The 26,782-nt window shown below is 72.3% G+C and carries 23 protein-coding genes and 1 tRNA gene; 12 read left to right on the top strand and 12 right to left on the bottom strand.

The window, feature by feature from the left end; genetic code table 11:
• Positions 1-8: 8 nt before the first annotated feature.
• Together HEP81_RS28630 and HEP81_RS28635 are read left to right on the top strand one after the other, a co-directional pair.
• Positions 9-662, top strand: coding sequence for a TetR/AcrR family transcriptional regulator (locus HEP81_RS28630; RefSeq protein WP_051849980.1), 654 nt, complete (start codon positions 9-11; stop codon positions 660-662).
• Between the two features lie 31 nt (positions 663-693).
• The gene (locus HEP81_RS28635) at positions 694-1,851 is read left to right on the top strand and encodes an acetyl-CoA C-acetyltransferase (protein WP_037653203.1); all 1,158 of its coding nucleotides are present in this window, start codon (positions 694-696) and stop codon (positions 1,849-1,851) included.
• A 740-nt stretch (positions 1,852-2,591) separates the two neighbouring features.
• On the opposite strand, the gene HEP81_RS28640 is transcribed toward HEP81_RS28635, so the two are convergent.
• The 4 genes from HEP81_RS28640 to HEP81_RS28655 are packed head-to-tail and all read right to left on the bottom strand — an operon-like array spanning position 2,592 to position 5,997.
• A complete protein-coding gene (locus HEP81_RS28640) occupies positions 2,592-3,656 on the bottom strand; it encodes an NAD(P)H-dependent flavin oxidoreductase (protein ID WP_037653205.1) in 1,065 nt (354 codons plus the stop codon).
• Positions 3,656-4,396 carry a CoA-transferase subunit beta gene (locus tag HEP81_RS28645; protein ID WP_037653207.1) on the bottom strand — a complete coding sequence of 247 codons (741 nt, stop codon included), beginning with the start codon at positions 4,394-4,396 and terminating at the stop codon, positions 3,656-3,658. Before HEP81_RS28645 ends, HEP81_RS28640 begins: the two co-directional genes overlap by 1 nt.
• The gene (locus HEP81_RS28650) at positions 4,393-5,244 is read right to left on the bottom strand and encodes a CoA transferase subunit A (protein ID WP_037653209.1); all 852 of its coding nucleotides are present in this window, start codon (positions 5,242-5,244) and stop codon (positions 4,393-4,395) included. The genes HEP81_RS28645 and HEP81_RS28650 overlap by 4 nt, the downstream gene beginning before the upstream one ends.
• Positions 5,245-5,997, bottom strand: coding sequence for an enoyl-CoA hydratase family protein (locus HEP81_RS28655; RefSeq protein WP_037653211.1), 753 nt, complete (start codon positions 5,995-5,997; stop codon positions 5,245-5,247). It lies immediately after the preceding gene.
• Between the two features lie 143 nt (positions 5,998-6,140).
• Here HEP81_RS28655 and HEP81_RS28660 point away from each other — a divergent pair, with 143 nt between their 5' ends.
• Both HEP81_RS28660 and HEP81_RS28665 read left to right on the top strand, forming a co-directional pair.
• Positions 6,141-7,061, top strand: coding sequence for an SDR family oxidoreductase (locus HEP81_RS28660; RefSeq protein ID WP_078967224.1), 921 nt, complete (start codon positions 6,141-6,143; stop codon positions 7,059-7,061).
• Positions 7,058-7,972, top strand: coding sequence for an SDR family oxidoreductase (locus HEP81_RS28665; RefSeq protein ID WP_037653212.1), 915 nt, complete (start codon positions 7,058-7,060; stop codon positions 7,970-7,972). The genes HEP81_RS28660 and HEP81_RS28665 overlap by 4 nt, the downstream gene beginning before the upstream one ends.
• Positions 7,973-8,136: 164 nt before the next feature.
• On the opposite strand, the gene HEP81_RS28670 is transcribed toward HEP81_RS28665, so the two are convergent.
• Entirely contained in the window at positions 8,137-9,018 is an 882-nt protein-coding gene (locus tag HEP81_RS28670) for a hypothetical protein (RefSeq protein ID WP_037653214.1), read from the bottom strand.
• A 78-nt stretch (positions 9,019-9,096) separates the two neighbouring features.
• Entirely contained in the window at positions 9,097-10,866 is a 1,770-nt protein-coding gene (locus tag HEP81_RS28675) for a glycoside hydrolase family 35 protein (protein WP_037653216.1), read from the bottom strand.
• 98 nt (positions 10,867-10,964) lie between these two features.
• Between HEP81_RS28675 and HEP81_RS28680 the strand changes: the two genes are divergently transcribed.
• The 4 genes from HEP81_RS28680 to HEP81_RS28695 all read left to right on the top strand — a co-directional run bounded on the left by HEP81_RS28680 (position 10,965) and on the right by HEP81_RS28695 (position 16,082).
• A complete protein-coding gene (locus tag HEP81_RS28680) occupies positions 10,965-11,909 on the top strand; it encodes a helix-turn-helix domain-containing protein (RefSeq protein ID WP_051849981.1) in 945 nt (314 codons plus the stop codon).
• Positions 11,910-12,027: 118 nt separating this feature from the next.
• Positions 12,028-12,360 carry a chorismate mutase gene (locus HEP81_RS28685; RefSeq protein WP_037653217.1) on the top strand — a complete coding sequence of 111 codons (333 nt, stop codon included), beginning with the start codon at positions 12,028-12,030 and terminating at the stop codon, positions 12,358-12,360.
• 123 nt (positions 12,361-12,483) lie between these two features.
• Complete coding sequence (gene pepN, locus HEP81_RS28690; RefSeq protein WP_190276043.1) at positions 12,484-14,976, top strand: aminopeptidase N; 2,493 nt, start codon at positions 12,484-12,486, stop codon at positions 14,974-14,976.
• Between the two features lie 269 nt (positions 14,977-15,245).
• Positions 15,246-16,082, top strand: a complete 837-nt coding sequence (locus HEP81_RS28695) for an SDR family oxidoreductase (protein WP_037653218.1) — start codon at positions 15,246-15,248, stop codon at positions 16,080-16,082.
• A 69-nt stretch (positions 16,083-16,151) separates the two neighbouring features.
• Here HEP81_RS28695 and HEP81_RS28700 read toward each other — a convergent pair whose 3' ends face one another.
• Entirely contained in the window at positions 16,152-16,697 is a 546-nt protein-coding gene (locus HEP81_RS28700; RefSeq protein ID WP_093893039.1) for a GNAT family N-acetyltransferase, read from the bottom strand.
• Between the two features lie 169 nt (positions 16,698-16,866).
• Here HEP81_RS28700 and HEP81_RS28705 point away from each other — a divergent pair, with 169 nt between their 5' ends.
• The 3 genes from HEP81_RS28705 (at position 16,867) to pyk (ending at position 21,237) form a co-directional block, all read left to right on the top strand.
• Positions 16,867-18,225, top strand: coding sequence for a pyridoxal phosphate-dependent decarboxylase family protein (locus HEP81_RS28705; RefSeq protein ID WP_037653220.1), 1,359 nt, complete (start codon positions 16,867-16,869; stop codon positions 18,223-18,225).
• On the top strand, positions 18,222-19,670 hold the full coding sequence (locus HEP81_RS28710) for a lysine N(6)-hydroxylase/L-ornithine N(5)-oxygenase family protein (RefSeq protein WP_051849982.1): 1,449 nt from the start codon (positions 18,222-18,224) through the stop codon (positions 19,668-19,670). Before HEP81_RS28705 ends, HEP81_RS28710 begins: the two co-directional genes overlap by 4 nt.
• 127 nt (positions 19,671-19,797) lie before the next feature.
• Positions 19,798-21,237, top strand: coding sequence for a pyruvate kinase (gene pyk / locus HEP81_RS28715; RefSeq protein WP_037653221.1), 1,440 nt, complete (start codon positions 19,798-19,800; stop codon positions 21,235-21,237).
• A gap of 132 nt (positions 21,238-21,369) precedes the next feature.
• On the opposite strand, the gene HEP81_RS28720 is transcribed toward pyk, so the two are convergent.
• A tRNA-Leu gene (locus tag HEP81_RS28720) sits at positions 21,370-21,444 on the bottom strand.
• A gap of 100 nt (positions 21,445-21,544) precedes the next feature.
• Here HEP81_RS28720 and HEP81_RS28725 point away from each other — a divergent pair.
• On the top strand, positions 21,545-22,201 hold the full coding sequence (locus HEP81_RS28725) for an ANTAR domain-containing response regulator (RefSeq protein ID WP_037653222.1): 657 nt from the start codon (positions 21,545-21,547) through the stop codon (positions 22,199-22,201).
• A 75-nt stretch (positions 22,202-22,276) separates the two neighbouring features.
• Here HEP81_RS28725 and HEP81_RS28730 read toward each other — a convergent pair whose 3' ends face one another.
• From HEP81_RS28730 to HEP81_RS28745, 4 genes are read right to left on the bottom strand one after another with little or no spacing between them, the layout of a single operon-like run.
• Entirely contained in the window at positions 22,277-22,993 is a 717-nt protein-coding gene (locus HEP81_RS28730) for an ABC transporter ATP-binding protein (RefSeq protein ID WP_037653223.1), read from the bottom strand.
• Positions 22,990-23,985, bottom strand: a complete 996-nt coding sequence (locus HEP81_RS28735) for an ABC transporter ATP-binding protein (protein ID WP_078967219.1) — start codon at positions 23,983-23,985, stop codon at positions 22,990-22,992. The genes HEP81_RS28730 and HEP81_RS28735 overlap by 4 nt, the downstream gene beginning before the upstream one ends.
• 6 nt (positions 23,986-23,991) lie before the next feature.
• Positions 23,992-25,764, bottom strand: coding sequence for a branched-chain amino acid ABC transporter permease (locus HEP81_RS28740; protein WP_037653280.1), 1,773 nt, complete (start codon positions 25,762-25,764; stop codon positions 23,992-23,994).
• 5 nt (positions 25,765-25,769) lie between these two features.
• Positions 25,770-26,699 (bottom strand): branched-chain amino acid ABC transporter permease, encoded by a 930-nt coding sequence (locus HEP81_RS28745; RefSeq protein WP_037653224.1) that lies wholly within the window; start codon positions 26,697-26,699, stop codon positions 25,770-25,772.
• Between the last annotated feature and the right edge of the window lie 83 nt (positions 26,700-26,782).

Genomic DNA, 26,782 nt, shown 5'->3' on the forward strand with positions numbered 1-26,782 from the left:
ATGGGTGCGTGCCGACCAAGAAGAAGCCCCAGGTGACCGCCGCCGCTATCCGGCGCGGCGAACTCCTCAACACCGCCGCCGAAGTGTTCGCCGAACACGGCTACAACGCCACCACGGTCCGCCGCATCGCCGACCACGCCGGCATGCTCGCGGGCAGCCTCTACTACCACTTCGACTCCAAGGAGTCGATGCTGGAAGAGATCCTGCGCACCTTCCTCGACGAGCTGTGGGGCGGCTACGACACCGTCCTCGCCGCCGAACTGGGGCCCCGCGAGACGCTGGAGGCCCTGGTCACCGAGTCCTTCCGGGAGATCGACCGGCACCGCGCCGCCGTCGCCATCTACCAGAAGGAGAGCCGGCAGCTCGTCGCCCAGGACCGGTTCGCCTTCCTCGCCGAGTCCCAGCGCCGGTTCGAACGGGCCTGGCTCTCCACCCTGGAACGCGGGGTCGCCGAACACGTCTTCCGCTCCGACCTGGACGTCCGGCTCACCTACCGGTTCGTCCGCGACACCGTATGGGTCGCCGCCTCCTGGTACCGGCCCGGCGGACAGCACAGCCCCGAGGAGATCGCCCGCCAGTACCTGTCGATGGTGCTGGACGGCATCGCCGTACGCGCGACACAGCACGAAGAGCACAGCGAGAAGAACAGACACAGCGGATAACACCCCTTTCCTGGTGAGGGAGTCGAGTCGCATGGCCGAGGCCTACATCGTCGAAGCGGTCCGCACGCCCGTCGGGCGGCGCGGGGGAGGACTCAGCGGCGTCCACCCGGCCGACCTGGGCGCCCATGTCCTTCGAGCCCTCGTGGAGCGGGCCGGTATCGACCCGGCCGCCGTCGAGGACGTCGTGTTCGGTTGTCTGGACGCGGTGGGTCCCCAGGCCGGGGACATCGCCCGCACCAGCTGGCTGGCCGCCGGACTGCCCGAGGAGGTGCCGGGCGTGACCGTGGACCGGCAGTGCGGCTCCTCGCAGCAGGCCGTGCACTTCGCCGCGCAGGCCGTGCTCTCCGGCACCCAGGACCTGGTGGTCGCGGGCGGTGTGCAGAACATGTCCCAGATCCCCATCGCCTTCGCCTCCCGCCAAGCGGCCGACCCGCTCGGTCTGACCGAGGGCCCCTTCCTCGGCAGCACCGGCTGGCGCGCCCGCTACGGCAACCGGCCCGTCAACCAGTTCGCCGGCGCCGAGGCCATCGCCGCCCAGTGGCGCATCGGCCGCGCCGAGCAGGAGGAGTTCGCCCTGCGCTCGCACCGCCGGGCGGTGTGGGCCATCGACACCGGCCGCTTCGCCCGCGAGACCGTCCCCTACGGCCCGGTCGCCGTGGACGAGGGCCCCCGTCGCGACACCTCCCTGGAGAAGATGGCCGCCCTGAAGCCGGTCCTCGACGGCGGCACCATCAGCGCCGCCTGCTCCTCCCAGACCTCCGACGGCGCCGCCGCCCTCCTCCTCGCCTCCGAACGCGCGGTCCGCGACCACGGGCTGCGTCCCCGCGCCCGCGTCCACCACCTCTCCGCGCGCGGCGAGGACCCCATCCGTATGCTCTCCGCCCCCATCCCGGCCACCGCGCACGCCCTGAAGAAGACCAGCCTGACCATCGACGCCGTCGACCTCGTGGAGATCAACGAGGCCTTCGCCCCGGTCGTACTCGCCTGGCTGAAGGAGACCGGCGCCGACCCCGAGAGGGTCAACGTCAACGGCGGCGCGATCGCCCTCGGCCACCCCCTCGGCGCGACCGGCGCCCGCCTGATGACCACCCTGCTCCACGAACTGGAACGCACCGGCGGCCGCTACGGCCTCCAGACCATGTGCGAGGGCGGCGGCCAGGCCAACGTGACCATCATCGAACGCCTCTGATCGGGGCACGACCCCGGGCGTTCACGGGGCTCGCCCCCGCCCGTTGGCCAGCCGCCTTCGGCTGACCGCTTCTGGCCGACTGCCTCCGGCCGACCGTCTTCGGCCAGTCGCCTCCGGCCGCCCGGCTCCGGGTCTCCAGCCGTCTCCGGGGGTCTTCGCCTGGGGCTGTCGGACTTCCGGTTTCCGGGCCTGGCGCCGATTGGGCTCGCTGCCGATTGGGCCCGCTGGTAACTGGGCTCGCTGGGCAACGGGGCCTGGCGGCGACCGGGCCCGTCGTCGTCCGGGGTCGTCCGCCTCTGGCCGTCCGCCTCTGGCCGACCGTCTTCGGCCAGTCGCCTCCGGCCGCCCGGCTCCGGGTCTCCAGCCGTCTCCGGGGGTCTTCGCCTGGGGCTGTCGGACTTCCGGTTTCCGGGCCTGGCGCCGACTGGGCTCGCTGCCGATTGGGCCCGCTGGTAACTGGGCTCGCTGGGCAACGGGGCCTGGCGCGACCGGGCCCGTCGTCGTCCGGGGTCGTCCGCTGTCCGAGCCCGCCAGCTGGCCGGCCTCGTCGTCCGGGTCCGCTGCCCGAGTCCGTTCGTCGTCCGGGGGCGCCGCCCAAGCCCTTCCGCCGCCCGAGGCTGCCCGTCCGAGTCGGCCCGCAGTCCGGGGTCGCCGTCCGGGTCCGCCGCCCGAGCCCGCCCGCCGTCCGGGTCCCCCCCCCGGGGCGGTCGGCCCCCGGCCCCCGAGGGCTCATGGACCCGTCAGCCCCGTGTGCCTTTCGCCAGGCCGGCCAGCGCTTCCAGCACCTCCTCCGCATCCTTCACCATCCGTTCCACCAGTTCCGCGCACGAGGGCAGGTCCTCGATCACTCCGGCGACCTGTCCGGCCGCCATCACCCCCAGGTCCGTACGGCCGTCCACCATCGCCGACTTGAGCAGCATCGGTGTGTTCGCCGCGAGCAGGAGGCTGCTCCAGGACAGTTCCTTTCCGTGTCGCAGGGCGAGGCCGTCCCGGGCCAGCTGCCGCCAGGTCAGTCCCGACAGCCGCCGGAAGCCGGCCGCCCGCCGCAGCGCGTGCCCGAGGGGCCGTATGCGGCCCGAACGCTCCAGCGCCGCCACCAGGTCCGTGCGCAGCATCCGGTGCGGCAGGCCGTCCACCGCGCGGGTCACGGTGACGTCCCGGACCGTGGCCGCCAGATATCTGGCCTTCACCGGATCCGGCACCGTGGAGTCCGAGGTGAGCAGGAAGCGGGTGCCCATCGCCACCCCCGCTGCCCCGTACGCCAGCGCCGCCACCAGGCCCCGCCCGTCGAAGAACCCGCCCGCCGCCACCACCGGTATCCGCACCGCGTCCACCACCTGCGGCAGCAGCACGCTCGTGGCCACCTCGCCGGTGTGCCCGCCGCCCTCGCCGCCCTGCACGATCACCGCGTCCGCGCCCCACGCCGCCACCTTCTCCGCGTGCCGCCGCGCCCCGACGGACGGGACTACCACCACCCCCGCCTCCTTGAGCCGGGTGATCAGCTCGGCGGAGGGAGCCAGTGCGAAGGAGGCCACCCGGACACCCTCCGCCAGCAGGATCTCCACCCGCTCGGCCGCGTCCTGGGCGTCCGCGCGCAGATTCACCCCGAACGGCGCTCCCGTACGCGACCGCACCTCCCTTATCGCCGCGCGCAGTTGAGCGGGTGTCATCGTGGCCGAGCCCAGGATGCCCAGCGCGCCCGCGTTCGCCGCCGCCGACACCAGCCGGGGTCCGGCCACCCAGCCCATCCCGGTCTGCACCACCGGATGACGGACGCCGGTCAACCGGGTGAGCGCGGTCTCCATCAGCCCCGCACCTCCTCGGGCACCGCACGCTCGCGGGCCCCGTCCGGGTCCAGCACCTCGCGGATCAGCCGCAGTTCCTCGGGCGCGGGCTCCCGGGTGCCCGGCACCTCGTCCGGCACCACGAGGTCAAAGCCGGTCGCCTCTCGCACCTTGGCCACACGCACCCCTGGATGCAGCGAGGCCAGCCGCATCGAGTGGTCCGGCGTCGCGAAGTCGAGGACCCCGAGATCGGAGACGACCCGCCCGAGACGATGGAAGCGGGCCGTCCGGCCGAGCGCGGCCGCCCGGTCGTACCCCACCCCGCACACCATGTCCACCCGCTCCACGAACACCCGCCGGGAGTGCCGGGGGATCCAGTAACTCGTCGGATTGTTCAGCGTGTTGAGGGAGGCCCCGCGCACCCCGAGCAGCTGGCGGCGGGGGCGGGCCCAGTCGCCGACGCAGGAGATGTTCTGACTGCCGTACCGGTCGAGCTGGCTCGCGCCCATCATCACGTGCCGGCGGCCGCCCGCCACCAGCGTCAGATGCTCCCGGAAGGTCAGCCGGCCCTCCGGAGTGCCGTCCGGGCGGACCAGCAGGGCTTCCCCGTCGGTCAGCAGCAGGTCCGGAGCGAAGGTGAGCCGGGCCAGCCGGGCGCCCAGCGAGGGGATCAGGCCCATCGGGCTCGCCAGTATCTCCCCGGCCCCGCGCCATGCCTCGGCGCAGGCGATCACGCAGTACTCGGCCCGGGTCGCCCTCATCGCCCCTCCTCCTTGCGCCACTCGGCCACCGCCGCCCGGTACCCGCCCTCGTCGGCGCCGAGAAACCGCCCGGCGAACTCCGGCCACGGCGTCTTCGCGTACAGCCGCTGGAACTCCTCGTCCCGTTCGTAGTCCGGCGCGCAGGACGTGAAGTGCGCGCCGTTCGGCGCCTCCACCACGCCCGTCACCGCGAGCCGCCGCAGCAGCAGCGACTCCACCGGCGCCTTCTCGGTCAGCTCGGCCGTGTCCACGATCCGCTCGCAGGAGACGTAGGCCGTATCCGCCGCCGCGCAGAACAGATCGTCGAAATACGGGTCCGGGCCCAGGCACTGGCCGGTGCCCAGCCGATCGGCGCGGTGCACATGCACCAGGGCCGCGTCCAGCCGCAGCGCGGGCATCGCCACCAGCGTCTCCCCGTCCTCGTACGGCGAAGTGACCGTCCGCAGACCGGGGTTGACCCGCATGACGTCCGAGCCGACGCCCGCCCGCACCGGCAGGAAGGGCAGCCGGTGCGCCGCCGCCTCCAGGCCGCGCAGCAGCATCCCCTCGTCCACCTCCGCCAGTTCGAGCCCGCCGCGCTCGCGGACCGCACGGTAGTGCGGTTCGAGCGGGATCGAGTCGAGGGTGACGAAGGCCGTGACCAGTCTCCGCAGCCGCCCGGCCGCGGCCAGCATCCCGACGTCCGGGCCGCCGCAGGAGACGACCGTGAGATCGCGTAACCCGGACCGCAGCAGCGCCCGCACCAGGGCCATCGGCTTGCGGCGCGCGCCCCAGCCGCCGATGCCCAGGGTCATCCCGCTCTCCAGCCGGCCGACGACCTCCTCGGCGGTCATCGTCTTGTCGCCCATCTACACCCCCTCCTCCCTGTCCTTGCCGAATGTGTCGCGCACCCGGTCGGCCAGGCCGCTGAGGCCCGCCTCGAAGGTGAAGCCCTGCTCGAATCGGTAGCTGCGGCGCACATCGACCGGATCGATGCCGTTGATCGCGGCCTTCGCCATGCGCAGCAGCCGGCCGTCCTTGGCGGCGATCTCCCGGGCCAGCTCCAGCGCCCCCGCCCGTAACTCCGCGCCCGGTACCACGCGCCACACCGAGCCGTGCCGATGCAGCTCCGCCGCGCTCGCCGTCCGCCCCGTGTAGTACAGGGCGCGCATCAGATGCTGCGGGACCAGCCGGGCCAGATGGGTCGCGGCGCCCAGCGCGCCCCGGTCCAGCTCGGGCAGCCCGAAGACGGCGTCCTCACTCGCCACGATCGCGTCCGCATTGCCCACCAGGCCTATCCCGCCGCCCAGGCAGAACCCCTGCACCGCCGCGACGACGGGTGTCTCGCACTCGTACACCGCGGCGAAGGCGTCGGCGCAGCCCTGGTTCGCGCCGATCAGCGCCCGCTGTCCGTGCGTCTGTATCTCCTTGATGTCCACGCCCGCGTTGAACCCCCGGCCCTCGGCGGCCAGCACCACGCAGCGGACCTCGGGGTCGCGGCCCGCCGCGCGCACGGTCTCGGCCAGCGCGGACCAGCCGGTCACCGGGAGCGCGTTGACCGGCGGGAAGTCGACGGTGACGACGGAAATCCCTTTTTCCGGGGACGAACGGGAGACACCCATGGGCGCATCAGCTACCTTTCCACCAAACATTTGTTAGGTGCGATGGCTTCGAAATTAGCAGCCGCCACGGACCAGCGGGAGGCCCTGTGGAAAACTCGACCGCGCGCCCTGTGGACAACTCCTGGCGCGCCCCGGCCGACTCCCTGCGCGGCCGCACCGTCCTCGTCACCGGCGGCACCCGCGGGGTCGGCGCAGGCATCGCGCGGGCCTTCGCGGACGCGGGCGCCCACGTCCTGACCTGCGCCCGCAGACCTCCCGAACAGCCGCTGGACGGCGTCGAGTTCACCCCGCTCGACCTGCGGGACCCGCCCGCCGTCCGGGCCTTCTTCGGCGCGCTGCCCCGGCTCGACGTACTCGTCAACAACGCGGGCGGGACGCCCTACCGGCGACTGCTCGACGCGGAGGCCGAACGGCACGCCAAGGTCCTGGAACTGAACCTGACCGCCCCGCTGACCGCGTCCCTCGCCGCGTACGAGCAGCTGCGGCGCAGCCGGGGCTCCATCGTGATGATCGGCAGCGTCAGCGGGGGCCGCCCCTCGCCCGGCTCCGCCGCCTACGGCGCGGCCAAGGCGGGGCTCGCCCATCTCGCCGCGTCCATGGCGGTCGAGTGGGCGCCGCATGTACGGGTCAACACGCTGGTGGTGGGCATGGTGCGCACCGAACAGTCCGCCGCGCACTACGGCGGCCCCGACGGCATCGCCGCCGTCGCCCGCACCGTCCCGCTCGGCCGGCTGGCCACTCCCGCCGACGTCGGCGCCGCCGCCGTCTTCCTCGCCTCCGACGCCGCGGCGTACATCAGCGGGGCGAGCCTCCAGGTGCATGGGGGCGGGGAGTGGCCGACGTTTCTGGGGGCGATGGGGCGGGGGCCGACCGGGGACCCGGTTGCGTCCGAGGGGCCGGTCGATGGCCCGGCAGCTTGCACGGAAGGGGGCGAGCCGTCCGATGGCCCGGCATCTGCCGGGGACGGGCGGCCCGGTGGCCCGGGTCCTTCCGCGAAGGGACGGTCCGGTGGCGCGGGGCCTTCCGAGGAGATCCGAGGGGAACGGAGAGGGGAGTGGGGATGAGCGGAATCTGCTCGGGTCGGGTGGTCGTCGTCACCGGTGCGGGGCGGGGGCTGGGGCGGGCGCACGCCCTCGCCTTCGCGGCCGAGGGGGCACGGGTCGTCGTCAACGATCTCGGGGTACGGCTGGACGGCGAGCCCGGCGGTGAGAACCCCGCGGAGGCCGTCGCCGCGGAGATCCGCGCGGCGGGCGGCGAGGCGGTGGCGCACGGCGGGGACATCGCGACGAGCGCGGGCGCGGCATCGCTGGTGCGGACCGCGGTGGAGGCGTACGGGCGGCTCGACACGCTCGTCAACAACGCGGGGTTCCTGCGCGACCGGATGCTCGTCAATCTTGACGAGGACGACTGGGACGCCGTGCTCCGGGTCCATCTCAAGGGGCACTTCCTGCCGCTGAAGCATGCCGCCGCGTACTGGCGGGCCGAGGCGAAGAGCGGGCGCGAGCCGGTCGGGCGGGTCGTCAACACCAGCAGCGGGGCCGGTCTGCTGGGCTCGCTCGGGCAGGGGAACTACAGCGCGGCCAAGGCCGGGATCGTGGCGCTCACCCTGGTCGCGGCGGCCGAACTCGACCGGTACGGCGTCCAGGTCAACGCCATCGCCCCCGCGGCCCGCACCCGGATGACCGAGCGCACCTTCGCGGAGACGATGTCCGTCCCGGCGACCGGCTTCGACGCCATGGCGCCGGAAAACGTCTCGCCGCTGGTGGTGTGGCTGGGTTCGGCCGCGAGCGCGGGTGTGAGCGGACGGGTGTTCGAGATCGGGGGTGGTCGGCTCAGCGTCATGGAGGGCTGGCATCACGGCCCCACGGCGGACAAGGGGGCCCGGTGGGGGGTGGAGGAGGTGGGCAAGGTGGCGCTACGGCTGCTGGGTGAGGCGGAGCGGCCGGGTGCGGTGTACGGGACGGGAACCGGCTGACCGCGCCGCAGCCCAACGATCCCAGTCCCCAGATCGCAGAGCCCAGGCCCCAGCTTTGCAGCCAACTGATCCCAGTCCACGGATCCCAGGCCCCAGGCCCCCGGTCAGACCACGGGACAACCGCGCAACCCCCTGCCGGCCTGCCCCGTCGGCCGCGCCCCCGCTTACGTATCGCACTCCAGCACCACCCCACACAACCCGCACCGCGCCCGCACGCGCCCCCTTACCGGAACCCTGATCCGTTGATGGCAGGTCGGGCAGGGGAAGGTGACGTGGAGGCCGCCGGAGGGATCGGAGCCGAAGGAGTAGGGGGCGCCCGGGGGAGCCGGCGCCGCGTGGCGGCGGTCGTGGGCGTAGCGGCGGCGGCCCGTCCAGCCGGCGCCGGTCAGCGGGGGCTGCCGGCTGTCGTGGCGGGCGCGCGCCAGCCCCTTCGTGTACGCGGTGTACGCCTGCGGGCTGGTGAACCGGATCGAGGGGTCCTCGTCGAAGAGCAGGGCCCGCTTGGCCAGCACGTACCCGAACTCCTCCGGGGTGAGATAGCCCAGCTTCTGCGAGGAGAGCGAGTCCTCCCGGTAGGCGTCCAGCAGCAGCCAGCCCGCGCCCAGGTACGTCGTCACCGTGTCCGTGAGGATCTCGTTCTCCGCCGTCGTGGGGAAGGCGAGGTCCAGGCGGTGCAGATAGACGTGCGCCACCTCGTGCGCGAGCGCCGCGCCGATGTCCTCGCGGTGGGTGCGGAAGCGGTCGTTCAGCTCCACGAAGTACTCGGGCCCCGCCGTCAGTTCGACGTTCGCGGCATGGGTCATCTCCCGGAAGCCGACGATCAGCCGCGCGTCCGGCAACCGGAAGTGCCGCACCATCTCCCGGGCCACCCGCTGCGCCCCCAGATGCAGGTCGTCGGTGTCGCAGAACGCCACGTCCGCGGGGGCCACACTGGTCGCGAAGGTCTGTACGGTCGTCGGCGACAGCCGCCGGTACAGCGCGGTGATCGCCGCCCGTACCGTCTCCAGATGCGGGAACCCGTGCTCCACCGGTCCGCCGTTCGCCATGTCGGCACCCCCAAACCCCGAACAGCCCGCGCCGGTCCCCGACGACCGCTCTTCCAGGGTAGGTGCCGCACCGCCCCCTCACACGGGCAGCAACCGCGGTACCGGCGTCGGCACCGCCCCATCCCCCTCCGCCCCCTCCAGCTCCAGCACCCACACCTCGTTCTCCCCCTCACGCAGCACCGGCCCGGGTACGTACAGCGACCGCTGGGGCCCCACCGACCAGTAGCGGCCCAGGCAGAAGCCGTTGACCCACACGAATCCGCGCGTCAGGCCGGGCAGTTCCAGGCGCGCGTCCCCGGCCGCCCCGAGGACGGTGGCCGTGCCCCGGTACAGCCCGGGCGCCCCCGCCGAGGGCGGCGCGGTGAACGGCACCGCCGACACGCCGTCCTCGAACGCGTCCAGGTCCAGTCCCCGGGCCCGCACCCCGTGCAGGTACTGCCGCTCGTGCAGCACACCCCCGGTGATCCCCTTCGCCTCGCCCAGGAGCGGCCCGTAGTTCACCCGGCCGAGGGACTCCACCCACAGCTCCACCCGCGCCGGACCCGCGACGGGCTCCTTGAGCCGCGGTTCCGCCTCGGTGAGCACCCCGGCCCGCACCCCGTCGACGTACACCACGGCCAGATCCCGCAGCCCCCGTACGGACAGCGGGTACGGCTCGCGCGGTCCGGGCACGTCCACCTCGTAACGCACCAGGCCCCGTGTGATGCCCAGCTCCTCGAACGTGGGCGCCTGGGGGCGTGTCGTCTCCTCGCCGCCCAGGACGGCCAGCACGGCGCCCATAGGAGCCCATTCGGCGAGCGAAACCTCGGTGAGGGAGGCCAAGCGGGCGGGTTCCGGCGGGAGTTCCGGCAACGAGCCCTCCTGGTGGCGCGCCAGTACCTCTCGAAAGCGCCGGAACTTCTCCGTGGGGCGGCCGTATTCGTCCACCGGGGCGTCGTAGTCGTACGACGTCACATCCGGCTGGAGCTCGCCCTCGTGCAGCTCGCCGCCCCGGTTCGCGCCCGCCCAGCCGCCGAAGCTCGTACCGCCGTGCGCCATGTAGAGGTTCACCGAGGCACCGCACTCCAGAATCTCCCGCAGCGCCTCCGCGGCCTCCCCGGGATCACGGACGGCGGGCGTGCCGGACCAGTGGTCGAACCAGCCGCACCAGAACTCCATGCACATCAGCGGGCCCTCGGGGCGATGGCGGCGCAGCGCGGCGAAGGACTCGCGCGCGCGGGAGCCGAAGTTCGCCGTGGCGAGCACCCCGGGCACCGATCCGCCGGTCAGCATGTGGTCCTCGGGGCCGTCGGAGGTGAACAGCGGCACGGTGACACCCTCGGCGCGCAACAGGGCGGCCAGTTCGGCGAGATAGCCCGCGTCGGAGCCGTAGCTGCCGTACTCGTTCTCCACCTGGACCAGGACCACCGGGCCGCCGCGGTCGGCCTGCCGGGACACGATCTCGGGCAGCAGCCGGCCGAACCAGGCGCGGACATGGCGCATGTACCGCTCGTCCCGGGTGCGCATCCGCCCGCCCGGTTGTGCCGTCAGCCAGGCCGGCAGACCGCCGTTCTCCCACTCGGCGCAGATGTAGGGACCGGGCCGCACGATCGCCCACAGGCCCGCCGCGCGTGCCGCGTCCAGGAACCGGCCGACCGCCGCCACGTCCCGGTGGCGCCCCGGGGCGGGCTGGTGCAGATTCCACGGCACGTACGTCTCCACGCAGTTGAGACCCATCGCCCGCAGCATCGCCAGCCGGTGCCCCCACTGCTCCTCGTGCACCCGGAAGTAGTGCAGCGCGCCGGACAGCAGCCGCACCGGCCGCCCGTCCAGCAGGAAGTCCCTCTCGCCCACGCTGAACTCGCTCATACCGCCAAGGCTCACCCCTTCCGGTGCCCGGCGCCATGGACGAAGATCGGCACCACTTGGACAAAAAGCGACCACCGCCGACGCCGGGAGGAGCAGCGATGTACCAGACCTGGATGCGGTTCTTCAGCCCCGGCCCCGCCCACCACCGCCTGGGTCTGGTCTGCCTCGGGGTCGGACTCCAGCACGGCGCGCTGCCCACCGTCGGCCCGCGCACCCTGGACCACCATGTGGCCGTCGTGATCAGCTCCGGCGGCGGCTGGTACGCGGGCGCGGACGGCCGCCGTACGACCGTCACCGCGCCCGTGCTGCTCTGGCTCACCCCAGGCGTGCCCCACCACTACGCACCCGATCCGGACACCGGCTGGGACGAGGGCTTCGTGGACTTCGCCGGGCCCGCCACCGCCACCTACGCGGAACTGGGCTACATCGAGCCCGAGCGGCCCGTGGTGGCCCTCTCCGACGCCGCGGGACCGCGCGCGGTGGTCGCCCGCATCGCCCGCGCCGCCCGCCGCGGCAACCCCCTCCTGGAGGTGGAGACCGGCGCCGCCGTGCACGAGCTCCTGGTCGCTCTGCGCCGTGCCCGCGCCGACCTCGCCCCCGACGGCGACCAGGTGCTCGAAGCCCTCGCCCGGGACGCCTGCGCCCCGCTCAGCGTCGCCGACCACGCCGCCCGGCACGGCATGACCACCGCCGAACTGCGTGGCGCGGTCCGCCGGGCGGCAGGCTGCACCCCCAAGGACTATCTGCTCGGCATCCGGCTCGGCCGCGCCAAGGAACTCCTCGCCGCCACCGAACTGCCCGTCGCCGCCGTCGCCCGCCGCGTCGGCTACGACGATCCCGCCTACTTCTCCCGCCTGTTCACCCGGCGCGTCGGCCTCGCCCCGGTCCGTTTCCGCGCCCAGCAGGGCCGCAGCGTCCCGGGCGGCTGGAGCGACCGGGTCCCGGACCCGGACGATCCCCCGATGATCGACCCTGGATTTCCCCTGAACATCGACCCCGACCCCGGTCTTCCCCCGAAGCCCCGACCATCGATCCGCCCATAGGCCCACCCATGGGCCGGCCCACTGGCCCGCCCATACGTCCGTCCATCGATCCGTCCGGTGATCCATCCATCGGACACCGTATGAGTCCCACCCCGCCGACCACATAGGGTTGGCGACCATGACCACCAGCAACACGGGTACGGGTGACGTGGACCCCGCGGTCCGCCAGGAACTGGAGCGGCTGCGCGACAGCATCGACAACATCGACGCGGCCGTCGTCCATATGCTCGCGGAACGCTTCAAGGCCACCCAGCAGGTCGGCCGGCTCAAGGCCGTGCACCAGCTGCCGCCCGCCGACCCGGCCCGTGAGGCCCGCCAGATCGACCGGCTGCGCCGGCTCGCCGAGAACGCCAAGCTCGATCCCGCGTTCGCCGAGAAGTTTCTGACGTTCATCATCGCCGAAGTGATCAGGCACCACGAACGCATCGCCGAGGACACCAACGGGAGCTGAATCCGGAACCCGGATACCCGGCACCGATTTCCGAACAAGGGGAAGGAAAGGGGCGGGTCGGATAATAACCGTGTAACGCTCCTCCTCTGTGCGCTGTCAGTCCCATCAGGCAGCATGGCGTGTATGTCCGCACTCACGCGCGATGAAGCGCAGCTCCGAGCTCAGCTCCTCGACGTCCACCGCTACACGGTCGAACTGGACCTCACCACCGGGGACGAGACCTTCGACTCCCGTACCGTGATCCGGTTCACCACGCGGTCCGACGGGGACACGTTCCTCGAGGTGAAGCCCGCCGAGCTGCGCTCCGTCACCCTCGACGGACAGCCCCTGGACCCGGATTCGCTGCACGAGGACCGGCTGCCGCTGAAGAACCTCACCGCGGGCGAGCACGAGCTGCGCGCCGAGGCGTCCATGCGCTACTCGCGCACCGGCGAGGGCATGCACCGCTTCACCGACCCGGTCGACGGCGAGACCTACCTGTACACGCAGCTGGCCATGGACGACGTCCAGCGCGTCTTCCCCGCCTTCGACCAGCCCGACCTGAAGGCCGTCTTCGAGGTTTCGGTCAAGGCACCCGACGAATGGACCGTGCTCGCCAACGGCATCACCGAACGCGGCGCCGACGGCATCTGGCGGGCCGCGCCCACCCCGCCGATCTCCACCTACCTGGTCGCCGTCGCCGCCGGCCCCTGGCACTCGGTGCGCACCGAGCACCGCGGGCTGCCCTTCGGCATCCACTGCCGCCGCTCGCTCGCGCCCTACCTCGATGTCGACACCGAGGAGATCTTCGAGGTCACGCGCGCGTGCTACGACCGCTACCACGAGAAGTTCGAGGAGCCGTACCCCTTCGACTCCTACGACCAGGCGTTCGTGCCCGAGTTCAACGCGGGCGCCATGGAGAACCCGGGCCTGGTCACCTTCCGCGACGAGTTCGTCTACCGCTCCGCCGTCACCGACACCGAGCGCCAGCTGCGCGCCATGGTCATCTCGCACGAGATGGCCCACATGTGGTTCGGCGACCTGGTCACCCTCAAGTGGTGGGACGACATCTGGCTGAACGAGTCCTTCGCCGAGTACATGGGCTACCAGACCACCGCCGAGGCCACCCGCTTCAGCGACCCCTGGACCGAGTTCGGCGTCACCCGCAAGGCGTGGGGCTACGAGGCGGACCAGCGCCCCACCACCCACCCGGTCGCTCCCGAGGGGGTGGACGACGCCGCCACCGCCCTGCTCAACTTCGACGGCATCTCGTACGCCAAGGGCGCCTCCGCGCTGCGCCAACTCGCCGCCTGGCTGGGCGAGAAAGACTTCCTGGCGGGCATCAACACCCACTTCGCCCGGCACAGGTTCGGCAACGCGACCCTCGCCGACTTCCTCGACTCCCTCGCCTCCGTCACCGAACGCGATGTGCGCGCCTGGGCCGACAGCTGGCTGCGCACCACCGGCGTCGACACCCTCACACCCGTGATCGAGACCGCCGACGGCGCCCGCACGCTGACCGTCGACCACAAGGGCAGCCGCCCGCACCGCATCGTCGCCGGTCTGTACGACCACGACGTCGCCGACGAGGGCCGGCTGGTCCTGCGCGAGCGCCTCGAACTCGACGTCCCCCAGGACGCCCCGCGCCCCATCGGCAAGCGCCCCGCGCTGCTCCTGCTGAACGACGGCGATCTCACCTACGCCAAGGTCCGCTTCGACGCCGAGTCCTTCGCATCGGTCCGCAGCAGCCTGTCCGGGCTGCCCGACCCGCTCACCCGCGCGATCGTCTGGAACTCCCTGCGGGACGCGGTGCGCGACGGCGAACTCGCGCCCGGCGCCTACCTGGAGATCGCCCGCGCCCATCTGCCGCGCGAGACCGACCTCGCCATCGTGCAGGGCGTGCTCGTCTTCGCGAGCGGCCAGATCGCCGACCAGTACCTGCCGGCCGAGGAGCGCCCGGCCGCGCTCGCCACCCTCACCGCCCTCTGCCGCGACCTGCTGCGCCGCACCGAGGACGGCGACCACCCCGGTCTGCGGCTGATCGCCGTCCGCCACCTGATCAACGTGGCCGCCCACCCGGACACCATCGCCGCCTGGCTGGCCGACGGCACCGTGCCCGGCGGACCCGAGCTCGACCCCGACCTGCGCTGGCGCATCCTGGCCCGGCTCGCCGTGCTCGGCGCCACCGACGAGGCCGCCATCGCCGCCGAACTGGCCCGCGACCCGAGCGCCACCAGCCAGGAGGGCGCCGCCCGCTGCCGCGCCGCCCTGCCCGACGTGGCGGCCAAGCGCGCCGCCTGGGCCGCGATGTTCGAGGGCGACGACCTGTCCAACTACCTGTTCACGGCCACGGCCCACGGCTTCTGGCAGCCCGAACAGGCCGACCTGGTGCGGGAGTACGTGCCGCGCTTCTACGAGGAGTCGGTGCCCCTCGCCGCCCGCCGCGGCCCCGCCATCGCCGCCTCCGTCGGCCGCTGGTGCTTCCCGGCCCACGCCGTCGACGCCGAGCATGTGCGCCTGGGCGAGGCATGCCTGGACCGCGACGACCTCACCCCGTCCCTGCGCCGCGCCCTGGCCGACCGCCTGGACGACCTGGGCCGCGCCCTGCGGGCCCGCGAGGGGGAGGCACGGCAGTAGGTCCGACGGACCAGGGCCTCTCGTTTGGATCAGGCCGGGCTCGCGGGCCCTGGCACCGCGCCTCGCGGCGTTGTCGTCGGTTGCCATGGCTCCGCCATGTCGCCCTCCTCCGCCTTGCGACGCACGGCACCAGACCCCGCTCCCTGATCCGGCCTGAGCCAAACGAAAGACCCTAGGCGCCGCTGGTCCTTGACGCCGATGCGGTGCCCGGACCGCCCTCCTAGGCTCGGGGGGATCGACATGATCGACCGAGCCGGGAGGCAACCATCGTGATCGCAGTGACCGGCGCGACCGGAAACGTGGGCCGCGCCCTGGTGGACCGACTCCTCGCCGCGGGCCGCCCGGTACGCGCGCTGACCCGCGACCCGAAGCGGGCCGCGCTGCCCGAGCGGGCCGAGGTGGTGGAGTTCAGGCCCGAGGAGCCCGCCGCCCTGTTCGACGGGGTGAGCGGGGTCTTCCTCTACGCGCAGGCCGTCACCGAGCCCCTGCTGGCGGCGGCCCGCGCGGCCGGGGTCCGCCACGCCGTCCTGCTCTCCAGCGGCATCGTCCGGGAGGGCGCCGACGAGACCCACCCCATCCATGTCCTGCACGCCAACGCCGAGCGGCTGATCCGCGACAGCGGCCTGGAGTGGACGTTCCTGCGGCCCAACGGGTTCGCCACCAACGCCCTCCAGTGGGCGTCCCAGATCCGCGCCGGGAACACCGTCCGGGGCGTCTACGCGGACGCGGTCGCCGCGCCGATCCACGAGGACGACATCGCCGCCGTCGCCGAGCGCGTGCTCCTGGACGACGGCCATGAGGGCGCCGTACACCGCCTGACCGGACCGGCGGCGGCCACCAACGCCGACCAGGTCGCGGCGATCGGCGCGGCCGTCGGCAGGGAGCTGACCTTCGTCGAGATCGACCCCGCCGCGGCCGGACCCGAGCTGTTCCCCTACCTGGACGCGCACATGCTCGACCGCCTTCTCAAGACCTTCGAGGCCACCATCGGCGTAACCCCGGAGATCACCGACACGGTCGAGCGGATCACGGGCACCCCGGCCCGCACCTTCGCCCGCTGGGCGCGGGACCACGCGGCGGACTTCGGCGCCGATTCCGCGGCCTAGAAGGTACATCGCGGCGCCTGGTGCTCAGCGGCGCCCGAGACCGCCGGGCGGCCTTACCGACGCCGCGGCTCACAAACCCCCGCCCCGGCGCAGCACCGCCCGCCGCACCGCCCTCTCCCGCGGCCCCGGCCTGCGGTTGGCGCCGCTCGGCCCGGACTCCGGGTCCAGGCCGAAGCCGAGCCGCTCCAGGAAGCGTTCCCCGGCGCGCCAGCCGGCCGGGACCGTCGCCGTCACCAGGGGCGGATCCCCGGCCCGCGCCAGCAGGGAGCGGGCCAGCCGGCGGCCGAGGCCGCGGCCCCGGCACCAGGGGGCCAGCAGGAACAGGCCGACGGCCACCGCGCCCGGCTCGGGGTGGTCGCGCACCGCGTCCACGACGCCCGCGACCACCCCGTCCCGCTCCAGCACCAGCAGCACCTTGTCCTCGGGGCGCGCGCCCTCGGGCAGGCCGTAGTACAGGCTCTGCACATCGCCCGGCGCCGACGGCAGCCCGGTGGCCGCCAGGAACCAGTCCTCGCACTCCTCGAACAGCCGGACCAGCGGTGCCTCGTCCGCCGGGGCGAGTTCCCGCACCAGCACTCTCTCGCCGGGCACTTCGAGCATCCACGTCTCCACCATCCGGACGACGGTAGTGGCGGATCCCCCCGCTCCGACAAGTTTTCCCCGTACGGCAGTACCCACGTGCGGGTTCGGCTCGTTGGACATACGGGACACCCGCCCCTCTTCCCGTACCACCCGGAGCCCACGCGGCGCGCCCCCGAGCAGCCCCGAGAGCGGAGGCCAGCCCATGCCCACCCAGCCCCTCGCCTCGGGCCCGTACGGCCCGGACGCCCTCCGCCCGCTCCTGGACACGGTGCTGGACGCGCTGGCGGAAGGCCGGAAGGCGCGCGGCGGCCCCCTCCCCGCGGGCGGACCCGAGGCCACCGCCCGGCGGGTCGCCGACGCCCTCGGGGACGTACTGCCGGACGAGGGCGACCCGGACGGCCTGCGCGCTCTCGTACGGCTCCTCGCCGAGGGTGCCGCCGACCCCGCCGACCCGCTGTGCGCCGGCCATCTGCACTGCCCGCCGCTCGCCGTGGCCACCGCCGCCGACCTCGCGGTCAGCGCCCTCAACCCCTCCCTCGACTCCTGGGACCAGGCCCCCGGCGCCACCGCCCTGGAAGCCGTCGTCACCCAGGCCCTCGCACGGGAGGCCGGACTGGCCGACGCCCTGGTCACCACCGGCGGCACCGAGTCCAACCAACTCGCCCTGCTGCTCGCCCGCGAGGCCGGCCACGGCAGCGTCCAGCTCGTCTGCGGCGCCGCCGCCCACCACTCGCTGGCCCGCGCCGCCTGGCTGCTCGGACTGCCCGACCCGGTGCTCGTCCCGGCCCCCGGCGGCACCCTCGACCCGGCCGCCCTCGACGCCGCCCTCACCGCGCTCCCCGGCCCCCTGCTGGTCGCCGCCACCGCCGGCACCACCGACGCCGGCCTCATCGACCCGCTGCCCGAGATCGCCGCCCTGTGTGCGGCCCACGGCGCCCGGCTGCACATCGACGCCGCCTACGGGGGCGGACTGCTCTTCAGCGACCGGCACCGTGCCAGACTCGCCGGACTCGACGCCGCTCACACCGTCACCCTCGACCTGCACAAACTCGGCTGGCAACCGGTCGCCGCCGGCCTGCTCGCCGTCGCCGACCCGGCCGAACTCGCCGTACTCCACCACCGGGCCGACTATCTGAACGCGGACGACGACACCGAGGCCGGCCACCCCGACCTGCTCGGCCGCTCCCTGCGCACCACCCGCCGCCCCGACATCCTCAAGGCCGCGGTCACCCTGCGGACCCTCGGCCGCCGCGGCCTCGGCGCCCTGGTCGACCAGGTCTGCGACCTGGCCCGCGAGTTCGCCGCGCTCATCGAGGCACACCCCGGCTTCGAGCTGTACGACACCCCCGTCATCAGCACGGTCCTGTTCCGCCCCGCCGAGGCCACCGACGCCGCCGTGGCCGACGCCCGCCGTGAACTGCTGCACGAGGGCCGGGCCGTCCTCGGCCGCGCCCGGCTCGACGGCCGCCTCTGGCTGAAGGCCACCCTCCTCAACCCCCGCACCCGGCCGGACGACCTGGCCCACCTGTTGAAACTCGTCGAAGGAAGCACCCCCAGATGACCCCCCACCCGGTTCCCCAGACGGCCTCCCGCCCCACCCTGCTGCCGCGCCGCGACCCGGACGCCCCCCGCGACCTGGTCGGCATCGGCATCGGCCCCTGCAACCTCTCCCTCGCCGCCCTCGCCCAGCCGCTGCCCGAACTGGACGCCGTCTTCTACGAACAGCGGCCCGGCTTCAGCTGGCACCCCGGCCTGCTCATCGAGGGCTCCACCATCCAGGTGCCCTTCCTCGCCGACCTGGTGAGCCTCGCCGACCCCACCAGCCCCTGGAGCTTCCTCAACTACCTCAGAACCCGCGAACGACTGTTCCCCTTCTACTTCGCCGAGCGCTTCCACATCGAACGCGCGGAGTACGACGCCTACTGCCGCTGGGCCGCCCGGAACCTTCCCGGACTGCGCTTCGGCCACCAGGTCGACGCCGTCCGCTGGAGTTCCGAACGCGCCCTGTTCGAGGTCGACTTCACCCAGCTCGACGCCGAAGGAGAGGCCGACGCCCTGGGCCGCGCCTACACCCGCAACCTGGTCGTCGGCGTCGGCACCGTCCCCCATGTGCCGGCCCCGCTCAAGCCCATGGTGGACGCCGAGGGTCTGCCCGTCGTACACGCCGCCGACTACCTCGACCACCGCGAGGAACTGCTGGCCGCCGGGCACATCACCGTGGTGGGCTCCGGGCAGTCCGGCGCCGAGATCTTCCTCGACCTGCTGCGCCGCCGCCCGGCCGGCGAGGAGCGGCTGCACTGGATCGGCCGCAGCCCCGCGTTCTCCCCGATGGAGTACTCCAAGCTCGGCCTGGAGCACTTCACCCCCGACTACACGCGCTACTTCCACGCCCTCGCCGAACCCGTCCGCGACCGGCTGGTCGGCGCCCAGTGGCAGCTGCACAAGGCCGTCGACGCCGGCACCCTCGCCGCCATCCACGACGAGCTGTACCGGCGCACCGTGAACGGCGGCTGGCCCGACGCCGTCCTCACCCCGGGCGTGCGGGTGCGCACCGCGGGCCGGATCGCCAGCAACAAGATCGAGCTCCATCTGGAGCACCTGGACGAGAGCAGCCGCTCCCGGCTCGCCACCGACGCGGTCGTCCTCGCCACCGGCTACCAGCAGCGGCCCCTCGACCGTCTGCTCGCCGGGCTCGACCCCTATATGCGCCGGGACGCCGGCGAACGGCCGCGCATCGACGCGGACTTCCGCCTGGTCCTCGACCCCTCGGTCACGGGCTCCGTCTACGTCCAGAACGCCGAACTGCACACCCATGGCGTCGGCGCCCCCGACCTGGGCCTCGCCGCCTGGCGCGGCGCCACCATCCTCAACTCGCTCACCGGAAAGGACCCGTACCCCCTGCCGACCCGTACGGCCTTCACCACCTTCGGACTGCGCGAACCGCATACCGTCCCCCAGGCCCGGCACTCCACCCAGCGACTCACCCCGCTCGTCGAAGAGAAGTGAGCGGAATTCGCTCATAGGAGCGGCCGGCCGCACAATTCAACACTTGTCAATAAGGCTTCACGTAAAGGTTGTTGAGTGGTCATGCGGCCCGGAATCTCTACCGACGGGTAAGCCCTAGGCTCGAACCATGCGCCGAGCAAAGATCGTTTGTACATTGGGGCCCGCCACCGACTCGTACGACCAGATCAAGGCACTGGTCGAGGCCGGAATGGACGTCGCCCGCTTCAACCTCAGCCACGGCACCCGCGCCGAACACGAGGAGCGTTACCAGCGCGTGCGCAAGGCTGCTGACGAAACCGGCCGCAGTGTCGGAATCCTCGCCGACCTTCAAGGTCCGAAGATCCGCCTCGGCCGTTTCGCCGAAGGTCCGGTACTCCTTGAACGCGGCGATGAGTTCACCATCACCGTCGAGGACGGCGTGGAGGGCGATCGCCACCGCTGCGGCACCACTTACGCGGGGCTCGCCGGGGACGTCACCCCCGGCGAACGCGTGCTGGTGGACGACGGCCGGGTCTGCCTGGAGGTCACCGCCGTCGACGGCCCCCGGGTGCGCACCCGGGTGATCGAGGGCGGCATGGTCTCCGACCACAAGGGCCTCAATCTGCCCGGCGTCGCCGTCTCGGTGCCCGCCCTGTCCGAGAAGGACGAGGAGGACCTGCGCTGGGCGCTGCACATCGGGGTCGACATCATCGCCCTCTCCTTCGTGCGCAGCGGCGACGACGCCCGGGTGGTGCACCGCATCATGGCCGAGGAGGGCCGCCGCCTCCCGGTGATCGCCAAGATCGAGAAGCCGCAGGCGGTGGCCAACCTGGACGACATCGTGGCCGCCTTCGACGGGCTGATGGTCGCGCGCGGCGACCTCGGGGTGGAGATGCCCCTGGAGCAGGTGCCGATCGTCCAGAAGCGCGCCATCAAGCTCGCCCGGCGCAACGCCAAGCCGGTCATCGTCGCCACCCAGATGCTCGACTCCATGATCGACAACGCCCGGCCCACCCGTGCCGAGGCCTCCGACGTGGCCAACGCGGTCCTCGACGGCACGGACGCGGTGATGCTCTCCGGCGAGACCAGCGTCGGCAAGTACCCGGTCGAGACCGTGCGCACCATGGCGAAGATCGTCATGGCGGCCGAGGAGGACATGCTGGCCAAGGGGCTGCCGCCGCTGACCGAGCGGAACAAGCCGCGCACCCAGGGCGGCGCGGTCGCCCGCGCGGCCGCCGAGATGGGCGACTTCCTCGGCGCCAAGTTCCTGGTGGCCTTCACCCAGTCCGGGGACACCGCCCGCCGGCTCTCCCGCTACCGCCCGCCGATTCCGCTGCTCGCCTTCACCCCCGAGCCGGCCACCCGCTCCCAGCTCAGCCTCACCTGGGGCGCCGAGACCTTCCTCGGCCCGCATGTCGACTCCACCGACGCCATGGTCGAGCAGGTGGACGAACTGCTGCTGCGGTACGGCCGCTGCGAGAAGGGCGACGTCGTGGTGATCACGGCCGGCTCCCCGCCCGGGGTCTCCGGCTCCACCAACATGGTCCGCGTCCACCACATCGGCGAGGACGACGACCCGGAGGCGTGAGCGGCGACCCGGACGCGTGAGCGACGGCCGGGAGCGTACGCGGCCGGGAACGAGAAAGGGCCCCTTCGTCGAAGGGGCCCGCACAAACCTGCGAATCAAGAAAACCGGTGACCTTGGAAAACAAGGAAAAAGTGCCCCGGGTCGGACTCGAACCGACACTGTACGGGTTTTGAATCCGTTGCCTGCTGCCAATTGGGCTACCGGGGCTCGCAGAATCAAAGGTTTCCCCCGACCCTCCGCGCGTCCACCATACCGTAGCTAGGTAGGCTCTTGTCAGCAGTACCCCTGCACCGAACGAGGAGCCCCCGTGACCGCCGAGTCGCCCCAGCCCGTAGACGCGCCCGACGACGACAAGTCGCACGTGCCTCCGCTGACGACCCGTGTCGTCATCGCCGAGGACGAGGCACTGATCCGCCTCGACCTCAAGGAGATGCTGGAGGAGGAGGGGTACACCGTCGTCGGTGAGGCCGGCGACGGCGAGCAGGCGATCGAGCTGGCCCGCGAGCACCGGCCGGACCTGGTCATCCTGGATGTGAAGATGCCCAAGCTGGACGGCATCTCCGCGGCCGAGAAGATCGCCGAGGAGTCCATCGCCCCGGTCCTGATGCTCACCGCCTTCTCCCAGCGCGACCTGGTCGAGCGTGCCCGGGACGCCGGCGCGATGGCGTACCTGGTCAAGCCGTTCAGCAAGAGCGACGTGGTGCCGGCGATCGAGATGGCCGTCTCCCGCTTCACCGAGCTGAAGCAGCTGGAGCAGGAGGTCGCCGACCTCACCCTGCGCCTGGAGACCCGCAAGCTGGTCGACCGCGCCAAGTCCATCCTCCAGACCGAGTACGGCCTGACCGAGCCGGCCGCCTTCCGCTGGATCCAGAAGACCTCCATGGACCGCCGCATGTCGATGCAGCAGGTCGCCGAGGCCGTGATCACGGACAACGAGGAGAAGAAGGCCGCCAAGAACGGCTGAGCCCGTTCCCGCGTACGACGATGCCCGCGCCCCCTGCGGAAAGGGGGCGCGGGCATCGTCGTACCAGAGAGGGTGTCAGTCCTCGCCCAGATACGCCTTGCGGACCGACTCGTCGTGCAGCAGGTCCTGTCCGCTGCCGGACAGCACGATCGAGCCCACCTCCATCACATGGCCCTGGTCGGCGAGCGAGAGCGCCGCCTGGGCGTTCTGCTCGACCAGCAGGATGGTGGTGCCCTGGGACTTCAGCTCCGCGATCGTCGCCAGGATCTTCTGCATCATGATCGGCGACAGACCCATGGACGGCTCGTCCAGCATCAGCAGCTTGGGCCGGGACATCAGCGCCCTGCCCATGGCCAGCATCTGCTGCTCGCCGCCCGATAGGGTGCCCGCGGCCTGCTTGCGCCGCTCTCCCAGGATCGGGAAGAGGTCGTAGGCGCGCTGGATGTCCTGCTCGATGCCGTCCTTGTCCTTGCGCAGGAAGGCGCCGAGCTGGAGGTTCTCCGCGATGCTCAGACGCGGGAAGATGTGCCGGCCCTCGGGGGAGTGGGCGAGTCCCAGGGCGACGATCTTGTGCGCCGGGACGCCGCTGAGCGGCTTGCCGTCGAAAAGGATCTTGCCGCCGACCGGCTTGAGCAGCCCGGACAGGGTGCGCAGGGTGGTCGTCTTACCGGCGCCGTTGGTGCCGATGAGGGTCACGACCTGGCCGGCCTCGACGCTGAACGAGATGCCCTTGACGGCCTCGATCTTGCCGTAGGCGACCCTGAGGTCCTCGACCTCCAGCAGTGCGGTCACTGGGTCTCTCCCTCTGTGCTGTCGGCGGAACCAGCCGCCTCGACGTCGGCCGCCCCGGCCTCCGCCGCCTCGCCCTCGCCCTCGGCCGTGCCGGCCCGCGTCGCGTCGGCCGTGTCGGTCGCGGTCGCCGCGGCCTTCGCCGTGGCCACCGTCCCGGCCGTGTCCGCCGCGGCCGCTCCGGCCTCCGCCGCCTCGACCTCCGCGGCTTCCGCCGCGCCCGGCTCGCCCTCGAAGGGCTCGCCCAGGTAGGCGGCGATGACCCGCTCGTCGGCCTGGACGACCTCGGAGGTGCCCTCGATCAGCTTCTCGCCCTGTACGAGCACGGCGACGCGGTCGCACAGATTGAAGATGAACCGCATGTCGTGCTCGATGACGAGGACGGCGATGCCCATGTCCCGGATGGCGAAGACCAGTTCCTCGGTGGTCCGGGTCTCCTGCGGGTTCATGCCCGCCGTCGGCTCGTCCAGGAGCAGCAGGCCGGGCTCGCTGGCCAGCGCCCGCGCGATCTCCAGCTTGCGCTGCTCGCCGTAGGGCAGATTGCGCGCCAGGTGCTCGCGCTTGTCGGCCAGGCCGACGAACTCCAGGAGTTCCAGGGCCCGCGCCTCGGACTCGCGCTCGGCCTTGCGGAAGCCGGGGCCGCGCAGCAGCGCCGACCACAGGCCCTCCTTGGTCCGCGTGTGGCGGCCCACCAGGACGTTCTCCAGAACGGTCATGTTGGCGAAGAGCCGGATGTTCTGGAAGGTACGGGCGATGCCCGCCTGCGTCACCAGGTGCGGCTTGGGCGGCAGCACCTTGCCCTGGTAGGCGACGGTGCCCTCGGTGGGGACGTACAGGCCGGTGAGGCAGTTGAAGAAGGTGGTCTTGCCTGCGCCGTTCGGCCCAATCAGGCCGACGATCTCGCCGCTGTTCACCGTGAAGTCCACGGACCGTACGGCGGTCAGACCGCCGAACCGCATGGTGACGTCACGGGCTTGGAGTACAGGTGTCGTCATGGTTCCTTACGCCCCTGCCTTGGTGACGGCCGTGTCCTCGGACAGCGTCGTCTGTGCCGGTACGTCGAGCTGGCCGGTCTCGTGGAACTCCAGCTTGCGGCGGCGGTTGGCGATGATGCCCTCCGGCCGGAACCGCATGAGCAGGATCAGCGCCACACCGAAGGCGAGCAGCTCGTAGTTCTGCATGAACTGGAGCTTCTCCGGGATGAGGTAGAGCAGGCTGGCGCCGAGCAGCGGGCCGCTGACGGTGCCCATGCCGCCGAGGACGACGGCGGCCAGCAGGAAGGCCGAGTTGGGCGGGGCGGCGCCGGCGAACTGGTACGGCTGCGGGTTGACGCTGTAGTTCACATGCGCCATCACGGTGCCGGCCAGACCCGCCAGGGAGGCGCCGAGCGCGAACGCGATCAGCTTGACCCGGAAGCCGTTGATGCCCATGGCGGTCGCGGCGGTCTCGTCCTCGCGGATGGCGATCCAGGAGCGGCCGATACGGGAGTCGGCGGCGCGGGTGAAGACGAGCACCACGATGGCCGTGATGATCAGCATCAGGAACAGGTAGTTGGCGAACCGGCCGAGGGTGAACGAGCCGAGGGTGTGGGCGTCGCCCAGGTTGAACCCGAAGAGCTGGATGTCGGGGATCTGGGTGATGCCGTTGGGTCCGCGGGTGACGTTCGGACCGGAGTCGCCGTCCAGGTTGTTGACGGTGATGCGGAAGATCTCTCCGAAGCCGAGCGTCACGATGGCCAGGTAGTCACCGCGCAGCCGCAGCGTCGGACCGCCGATCAGGACACCGAAGACCAGCGAGGCGGCCATGCCGGTGAGCGCGGCGGCCCAGAAGGGGAAGTGCACCTGGAAGGGCGAGTACTCGGAGCCGGAGACCAGGGCGGCCGCGTAGGCGCCGACGCCGAGGAAGGCGACGTAACCGAGGTCGAGCAGACCGGTGAGGCCGACGACGATGTTCAGGCCGAGCGCGACGGTGGCGAAGATGAGGATGTTCACGCCGATGTTGGCGTTGTGGTCGTTGCTCTGCGTGAACGGGAAGATCACGGCGGCCACGAACGCCAGGCAGGCCGCGAAGCCCTTGTGGCGGGTGGACATGGTCGTGTACCGGTCCAGGAGCCCGGCGTGCACCAGGCCCCAGGCGGCGAAGACGCAGATCAGCAGGAAGCCGATGAAGGTCTCGCTGTCATCGTCGTCGATACCGATGCCGTAGGTGAAGACCACCAGGCCGAGGGCGGTGCCGACGGTGACGACGGCGCGTTCCACGAGCGGCGACAGGGTGCCGGGGCGGGGCTGGTCGGGCTTGGTGAGATAGCCCTTGAGACCGGTGCCCGGGGCCGGGTGCGGCAGGGCGAGGGCGCCGAGCACGGGCAGCAGGGAGGCGACCATCGCCACGTATGCGCCCGGGTCGAGGTTGACCAGTCCGCCGAGGTCGACGGCGATGGCGATACCGGTGAACCAGCAGACGGCGAACGCCGACAGAGCGGTCAGGAACACCGGGCTGGTGGCGCCCGCCGGGTTCAGCCAGCCGAGCCCCTTCACCCGCCACAGGGCGAGCACGTACAGCAGGGTGAGCGCGCCGGCGACCAGGGCCAGGATCTGGAGTCCGGCCGGGTAGCCGTAGATGGTCAGGTTGCCGGGGAAGTCGGGCGTCCAGGTCCAGCTCATGAAGGCGCTGGCGATGGTGCCGACGGCGCCGACGGCGATGAGCGGCCGGGCCACGGCGGCCGGGAGCGGCAGGGGGCCGCGCTCCACCGGGGTCTGGAGGGTGGTGTCGGTCATGGTGCTCACGCCCTGTCCGCGACGCGTTCGCCGAGCAGACCTTGTGGTCTGAAGAGGAGTACGAGGATGAGGAGGACGAAGGCCCACACCGGCGCCCAGCCCTGGCCGCCGAGCTGGTGCATGCCGGGGATGTCCGCGATGTAGGCGGTCGCCATGGCCTCGGCGATGCCGAGGACGAGTCCGCCGAGCATGGCGCCGTAGATGTTGCCGATGCCACCGAGGACGGCCGCGGTGAAGGCCTTGAGGCCGGCGAGGAAGCCCATGTCGTAGGAGACCGAGCCGTACTTGAGGCCGTACGCGGTGCCCGCGACCGCCGCGAACAGGCCGCCGATGGCGAACGCGATCACGATGATGCGGTTGGTGTCGATGCCCATCAGCTGGGCGGTGTCCGGGTCCTGCGCGGTGGCCTGCATGGCACGGCCGGTGCGCGAGAGCCGGACGAAGAAGGCGAGGATCGCCATGCACACCGGGGCGGCGATGATCAGGAAGAGGTCGCCGCTCTGCACGGTGACCGAGCCCAGGTGGTAGGGCCCGAAGGGCAGCTGCGGGAAGACCCGGGCGGCCTTGGCGTTCGGGTACAGGTTGAAGACGAGCTGCTGGAGCGCGAGCGAGAGACCGATGGCCGTGATGAGCGGCGCCAGGCGTGGCGCGCCGCGTAGCGGCCGGTAGGCGAAGCGTTCGGCGCCGACGGCGATGAGTACGGCGACCAGGGCGCCGCCGACGAGCATCGCCGGCAGGGCTATCCACATGGATACGCCGTCCGGCAGGACGAGATACACCGTGAGGGCGCCGAAGCCTCCCGTCATGAAGATCTCGCCGTGAGCGAAGTTGATGAGCTGGACGATGCCGTACACCATCGTGTATCCGATGGCGATCAGACCGTACATCGAGCCGAGGAACAGCCCGTTGGCCAGCTGCTGCGGCAGGGTGTTCACCGCATGGCCTCCATGTGGTGGGGAGAGTCAAGGGGGCGGTAGAGGGCGGGCCGCGCGGTGACGGTGGTCATTGCCGCGCGGCC

Source organism: Streptomyces griseofuscus (assembly GCF_014673495.1).
GTDB lineage: Bacteria > Actinomycetota > Actinomycetes > Streptomycetales > Streptomycetaceae > Streptomyces > Streptomyces murinus.